The following is a 6,000-nucleotide window of genomic DNA, read 5'->3' on the forward strand; positions in this document are numbered from 1 at the left end:
TGTCGTTGAGAATCGCCGTGGCGTTCGTATCCGCCGACGCGCCCGGCCACAGCGTGCGCGTGCTGACGGCATCGCCGGTACTGGCGACCATGCCAGCGGCGTCTCCGCGTCCGGCATCCTCACGACCAAAAGGGTGCATCACCCCGTTCGTGGGATCTGTGCCGTTCGCGCCATCCCATCCCATGGGATTGAGCGCATCCAACGCGATCGCATGCAGCAGCTGATCCGGCGTGCAGCGCTTCGTCGGATCGGGGTTCAGCGCGCTACGGAACGCGGTCATCGTGTGCGCGGGCAGACCCGCGAGATTCGCGTTGCCCGACGCCTCGCGCTCCAGCACCGCCATCATCGGCTTCGTACCGAACACCGGCTCGCCCATCGCGGCGAACGCCAATACGGACGCCACCGACCACCAGTCGGTCGCCTCGTCTGATTCGGCGCCCTCGATGATCTCCGGGGCGATGAATCCCGGCGTTCCCATCACCAGACCCGTACGGGTGACGTGGCTTTCGCCCTCGCCCATCGCGATGCCGAAATCGACCAGAATCGGACCGGTGGCCGACACCATCACGTTCGTCGGCTTGATATCGCGATGCACGATGCCGGCCGCGTGCACGGCCTTCACCGCCTCGATCAGCTTGCGGGCCAGACGCTCCAGATCATCGCCCACATACCGGCCATTTGCGGCGACGTCGTCGCGCAGGTTCCGGCCTTCGATTAGTTCGGTGACGATGAACGCAAGCGCATCGTCGAGCTCCATGTCGACGATGCCGCACACGCCGGGGTGATTGACCTTCTTCAGGGCCATTGCCTCGCGGCGCAGGCGCTCGCGGGCGGTGACGTGCTCCTTGAGATTCGGGTCCTGCGGCGCCGACTGACGGTTGCCGGGGGCGCCGCCGTTACCGGAATCGGCGTCGGCGAAGTCGTCGGACAGCGAATCGCGCAGGATCTTCATCGCATACACCTGACCGCCGCCGTCACTGACGCGCCACACCGATCCCATCGCGCCCGAACCGAGACGGGAGATGAGGGTGTAGCCGCCCACCACCTCGCCCGGCTCTAGGGTCAACGCGTTCACATCACTCATACCCCCATCCTATCCATGTCCCGCGGAACCTGTCTGCCGGAACCGCCCACCGTACGTTCCTCGGGGCTATTTCGGTGCCGGTTGAGGTAGCTGGGGGTGGTGTGGTGTGCGGCTGGTGTGGTGTGGTGTGTGCCGTACGTTCTTCGTGGTGTTTTCGGCCGTAATCTCGGAGGACGTACGCTGAGGGCAGGTCACCGTACGTTCCTCCGGGCTATCTCGGTCGTATCACCCGTATTCGTATGCTTACCGGCGGGCAGAGTACGAATACGGGTGATAGAAGCCTCATAGCCACGGGGAACGTACGCTGAGCCCGAGTCACCGTACGTTGGTGGTGGCATCGCCGTCAGTGGCCTCGGGGAACGTACCGGCCGGATCATACGGTCCGGTCCGACATGGCGTCTGACGTCGCTTGATGGTCGGAAGCAGAATATGCGGTCGAAATGACAGGATGGGCTGGGCGGGCGATGAGGCCTGCGCGGCTCAGGCACAATCAAATCAACGACATCGACGACAGGGACGACAAGGAAGTGTCGAAATGCCGGCATGTCGGAATCGAAGAGAACCGTAGCTGGATCAAGGAGGAGAATCACCATGCTACAGATCAACATGGCCGACGTGATGACGGTGCTTTCATCGGTGACGCCGTACCTCATCGCCATCGGCGTACTGCTGGTGCTTGCGCTCGCCGTCACCTTCGGCGTCAACAAGAGGACCGTCAAGAGCGTCGCGGTGCGCAAGATCGCCCACTCCGAATCCTGGCTCGTGGTGCTCGTCGGCGCAGTCGTCTCGATCTCCCTGATGATGTCCGGTCCGCTCGCCACGCTGCTCAACAACGCGACCGCCACCAAGTACCAGCTGAGCGATTCGACCATCTCCGCGGCAAGCAAGCTCGCCAAGGACGTGCAGACCGAGGCCGTGACATTGCTCAAGAACGACAGCAGCAACCTGCCGCTTGCCTCGAAGAAGGTCAACGTGTTCGGCTGGGGCTCCACCAACCCAGTCTACGGCGGCACCGGTTCTGGTTCGATGAACGACCAGTATGCAACCACCTCGCTGCTCGACGGCATGAAGGAGGCCGGTTTCCAGACCAACGCCGACCTGACCAAGTTGTACACCGACTACCGTGCCGATCGTCCGGTCGTGGGCATGTGGGAGCAGGACTGGACCCTGCCGGAAGTGCCCGCCGACCAGTATTCCGATTCCCTGATCTCCGATGCGAAGTCCTTCTCCGATGAGGCTGTGGTCGTCATCACCCGCGTCGGTGGTGAAGGTGCCGATCTGCCGATGGACATGACCGCCGACGGCGTCACCTACACGAACAACTCCAAGGACTACGCCGACTTCGAGAAGGGCCAGAGCTTCCTGGAGCTTTCCAAGACCGAGCGCGACATGATCGATCTGGTCACCAAGAACTTCAGCAAGGTCACCCTCATCTACAACGGCGCCAACACCTTCCAGTTCGATTTCCTCTCCGACTACCCGCAGATCCAGTCCGTCGTGTGGTGCCCGCCCGCCGGCCAGACCGGCTTCTCCGCCCTCGGCGAGGTGCTCGCCGGTGACGTGAACCCGTCCGGCAAGACCTCCGACACCTTCCTCAAGGATCTCTCCGAGAACCCGTCCACGGCGAACTTCGGCTCGTTCTACTACGACAACATGTCCGAGTTCAACACCGAAAACCGCGGCGATGTGCGCAAGCCGAGTTTCGTGAACTACGTCGAGGGCATCTACGTGGGCTACAAGTTCTATGAGACCGCCGCCGACGAGGGTCTCATCAACTACGATGACATCGTCGCCTTCCCGTTCGGCTATGGTCTGTCGTACACGACGTTCGATCAGAAGATGGGCGATGTGACCTATTCGGATGGCAAGGTCAATTTCGACGTGACCGTCACCAACACCGGCGACAAGGCCGGCAAGGACGTCGTCGAAGTGTACTACAACCCGCCGTACACCAATGGGGGCATCGAGAAGGCCTCTGCGAACCTCGTCGCGTTCGAGAAGACCAAGGAGCTCGCTCCGGGCGAATCCGAGACCGTGACGATCTCCTTCGATGACGACGACATGGCCTCCTACGACTCCAAAACCGCCAAGGCATGGGTACTGGAGAAGGGCGATTACCAGATCTCCATCCAGTCCGATTCCCACACGACGATCGCCGAGAAGACCGTCAACGTCCCGAAGACCATCACCTACGATTCCGACTCGAACACGCACGACGGCGATCAGGTCGTCGCCACCAACCAATTCGACAGCGCCGAAGGCGACGTGACGTACCTGTCCCGTGCCGGCCACTTCGCCAACTACAAGAAGGCGACTGCCGCGCCCACCAGCTACACGATGAGCGACGACCTCAAGGCGACTTTCACCAATATCTCCAACTACGACCTTGCCTCCCACAACGACAGCTCCGATGAGATGCCGACCACCGGCGCCAAGAATGGCGTGCGTCTGGCCGACCTCACCGGCAAGGACTACGACGACCCGCAGTGGGACAAGCTGCTCGACGAGCTCACCTTCGACCAGATGGACTCCCTGATCGCATACGGCGGCTATGGCACCCGCGCGATCGGCTCCATCGGCAAGGTCCAGCTGACCGACGCCGATGGCCCGGCCGCGCTGAACAACAACTTCACCGGCGTCGGTTCGATCGGCTTCCCGGCCTCCACCTCCTTCGGCTGCACGTGGAACAAGGATCTCGCCAAGCAGTTCGGCGAGATGATCGGCCAGATGGCGCGTGACATGCACGTCTCCGGCTGGTATGCTCCCGCGATGAACATCCACCGCAACGCCTACGCCGGCCGCAACTTCGAGTACTTCTCCGAGGATGGTCTGCTCTCCGGCGTGATGGCCTCCCAGCAGATCGCCGGTGCCAAGGAGAAGGGCGTGTACTCCTTCATGAAGCACTTCGCCCTGAATGAGCAGGAGACCAACCGTGCCAGCATGCTGTGCACGTGGGCCAATGAGCAGTCGATCCGCGAGATCTACCTCAAGCCGTTCGAGATGTCTGTCAAGGACGGCGGTGCAGGTGCCGTGATGAGTTCCTTCAACTACATCGGCACCACATGGTCTGGTGGCAGTTCCAACCTGCTGCAGACCGTCCTGCGCGACGAGTGGGGCTTCCGCGGCTTCGTGCTCACCGACTACTTCGAGGGCGCAGGCTACATGTACGGCGACGAGGGCATTCGTAACGGCAACGATGCGATGCTCGCCACCACGGAGAACACCAACCACATCACCGATAAGTCCGCCACCTCCGTCAAGGCGATGCGTCAGGCCAGCCACAACATCCTCTACACCGCAGCCAACAGCTGGATGTACGAGAACGGCGAGCCCAAGGTCGCCACCCCGATGTGGAAGACCGCGATGTACGCCGTCTGGGGCGTGACCGCCGTCCTCGTGATCGGTCTCGAGTTCCTCGCCGTCAAGCGCTTCCTCGCCCGCCGCAAGGCCGCGACCGTCGCGCCGGTGACCGAGGCCGAGTAGCCCCGACCGGAACCGTCCGCTGACGGAGACGGGGATGCCTCGCCTGAGTCTTCCGACTCACTGAGCCATCCCTATCGCCTCTTGACAGCAATCTCTCGTTGACCATAGCGTCCGCGAGAGGTTGCTGTCGTTTGGATGTGGGAACCTCTCGCTGACGCCGTGTTTGTGAGACGTAATTAGCGGGGTCTGATCGGTGCCTGCCCCGCGGACGTTGCCATAACGCGATTATTTCGACTGTATCGGCGTGATATGGCGAAATCCGCTGCCACAAGCGTTCGAAAAAAGGAATTCTGGCAAGTCGTGACAATGCGCACCCGGAGTGTTCAGAACTCGATTCGAGCAAAATGGCGGAATTCCAAGGATCTGGTCACGGAGAAGCAAGCCACAACGCTTGCATCGCGTCGATTTTGCCGCGTTGTGGCCGGACCCATTGCCACAAGTGTTTGAAAGAACGAAATCACCTGTGGTGTGGCAGATGCAGCTTCCCGACAATTATGAAGACGTACTGACTTCTGCGAAAAGTTGGCGTGTAGCCGTGCCGGCGTCGCCATTCGTGCGGGCGAAACGACAGGTTGTGTGCGGGGGCGAACGCATCAGCGGCAAACCTGATTGAATCGAAAGCAGCAACAAACCGTGCAACGGCGTACAGGAGAAAAACGATATGGAACTCGAAGAGCTCTCGGTGACCGAGAAGGCGGCGATGCTTTCCGGCGGATCCGAATGGGACTCGCGCGGCAACGACCGTGCCGGCATCCCCAGCTTCGTCATGAGTGACGGCCCCCACGGTGTGCGCCGCCAGCTCGGCGAAGGCGACCACCTCGGCCTCGGCGCCTCCAAGCCGGCCACCTGCTTCCCGACCGCCGGCACGGTCGCGAACTCGTGGGATCCGGCCCTCGCCGAGGAGATGGGTGAGGCATTGGGCCACGAGGCCCACGACCTCGACGTCAACGTGCTGCTCGGCCCCGGCCTCAACATCAAGCGCAATCCGCTGTGCGGCCGCAACTTCGAGTACTATTCCGAGGATCCGATCGTCGCCGGACGCATGGCCGCCGGCCTCATCCGCGGCATCCAGTCGAACGGCGTGAGCGCCTGCCCGAAGCACTTCGCCGTCAACAGCCAGGAGCTGCGCCGTCAGGCCTCCAACTCCGTCATCGACGAACGCACGATGCGCGAGATCTACCTGACCGGTTTCGAGATCGCCGTGCGCGAGGCCGCGCCGATGACCATCATGACCTCCTACAACGAGATCAACGGTGTGTACGCGCACGAGAACAAGCACCTCCTGCAGGACATCCTGCGCGACGAATGGGGCTTCGATGGCATGGTCGTCTCCGACTGGGGCGGCTCCAACTCGGCCGTCGCCGCCGTCAAGGCGGGCGGCTCGCTCGAAATGCCCAGCCCCGGGCTCACCTCCGTGCGCGAGCTCGAAGGCG

At 62.3% G+C, this 6,000-nt stretch carries 1 protein-coding gene and 2 pseudogenes; 2 read left to right on the plus strand and 1 reads right to left on the minus strand.

What is annotated here, in order from left to right:
• Positions 1-169: 169 nt before the first annotated feature.
• Positions 170-1,084: pseudogene (locus BCAL_RS09530) on the minus strand (serine/threonine-protein kinase); the annotation flags it as partial.
• Positions 1,085-1,675: 591 nt separating this feature from the next.
• Between BCAL_RS09530 and BCAL_RS09535 the strand changes: the two are divergent.
• Complete coding sequence (locus BCAL_RS09535; RefSeq protein ID WP_043166216.1) at positions 1,676-4,567, plus strand: glycoside hydrolase family 3 N-terminal domain-containing protein; 2,892 nt, start codon at positions 1,676-1,678, stop codon at positions 4,565-4,567.
• A 661-nt stretch (positions 4,568-5,228) separates the two neighbouring features.
• Positions 5,229-6,000 (plus strand): annotated as a pseudogene (gene gluB, locus BCAL_RS09540) (beta-glucosidase GluB); the annotation flags it as partial.

Source organism: Bifidobacterium callitrichos DSM 23973 (genome assembly GCF_000741175.1).
GTDB lineage: Bacteria > Actinomycetota > Actinomycetes > Actinomycetales > Bifidobacteriaceae > Bifidobacterium > Bifidobacterium callitrichos.